General features: G+C 59.1%; 1 protein-coding gene. It reads left to right on the top strand.

From position 1 onward, the window contains the following. Positions 1-376: 376 nt before the first annotated feature. On the top strand, positions 377-1,385 hold a 1,009-nt coding region (locus tag G578_RS0100005; protein WP_038012947.1), incomplete at its 3' end, for an integrase core domain-containing protein.

Raw genomic sequence — 1,385 nt, 5'->3', positions numbered from 1 at the left:
ACCAGGACATACCAAAGTCTGCTTCCAGGACTTCCGCACTGTGGCAGTGGCAACGTCCCCGCGAACGTCTATACCCAGCACCCGCATCGGCTCTTTCTCAACGGTGAAGAGGATACAACCCCGTCTTGCTCGTCGATCTATCCAGGGCTGCACCCTTGCTGAAATAAGCTCTTGGGCAGCATATTCAAACAACTGGGAAGTATCGTTGGTGTTCAAAGCATGGCGATAGGCACGGTCATACCCTGGGAAATAAGAGCAGGACGTCTTGTTGCTAGCCGTCTAGGCCGAAAGCTGCTGATTGAACCCGGACAAACACATGTGAGACTCTAAGCTGGGATAAAAAGAGGGGAACCAACCAAGAAAGGAGGTTCCCCAGGTGCAGTTTACCACCGTTGGCCGAGAGATATGGCAAGGCGCTAGACAAGCACAGAGGCTGGCCGAGGCCAAAGCAGGCGACCCAGAGGTCAAGGAACGTCTGCGCAAGCTCCGACTGGTCAAAGCCCTGCGTGAAAGTAAAAAGAGCTGGAAGGAGATCCAGGACCTGGTGGGGATCAGCCGGGCCACCTACCACCGCTGGAAAAAAGCCCTAAAAGAAAAGGGCCTGGCCGGACTCAAACCCCGCTCCCGCCGCCCTAAGCACCTGCGCGCAAAGGTCCACTGGACCCCAGGGCTGCTCATTAGAATAGAAACTCTCCGCAAGGAAAACCCCACCTGGGGACGCTGGTCCATCTGGCTTACCCTCCGCAAGGAGGGTTTCCAGGTGAGCGAACGCACGGTGGGGCGCATCCTGGCCTACCTGGAGAAGCACCGACGTGTCGAGAGCGTGGCTAGCTACCTGGCCCGGACTCAAAGAGGGAAGCTAAAGCGAAGGGTAAACCGGCCCTACGCCCGGAGGAAGCCCCGAGGATACGAGGCCAGGGCTCCTGGGGACCTGATCCAGGTGGACACCCTCACCCTGACCCTGGGGCCGGGAACTATAGTCAAGCACTTCTCGGCGATTGACCTCTACAGTCGGTTTGTCCTGGCCGGGGTGCACAGCCGGGCCACGGCTAAGCTGGCGGAGGGGTTTCTGTCCTTGCTTCTAGCCAGGACCCCTTTTCCCATCCGGGCCATCCAGGTGGATGGGGGCAGCGAGTTCATGGCCGAGTTTGAGGAGGCCTGCTGTGCTCTGGGGATTGCCTTGTTTGTGCTGCCGCCGAGGAGTCCTAAACTCAATGGTCACGTGGAGCGGGTGCAACGGACCTTTAGGGAGGAGCTCTATACCCGGCCTCTGCCCCCCCGGCTCAGCGAGCTACAGGCAGAGCTGGATGCCTACCTGGACCACTACAACCGCCGAAGGCCTCACATGGCCCTGGGGGGTCTTGCTCCCTTGGAGTATTTAGCTA

The sequence above is a fragment of the Thalassobaculum salexigens DSM 19539 genome (genome assembly GCF_000423805.1).
GTDB classification, from domain to species: domain Bacteria; phylum Pseudomonadota; class Alphaproteobacteria; order Thalassobaculales; family Thalassobaculaceae; genus Thalassobaculum; species Thalassobaculum litoreum.
Note: the sequence above shows the minus strand (reverse complement) of the source record. Positions and strands in the feature narration are given on the sequence as shown.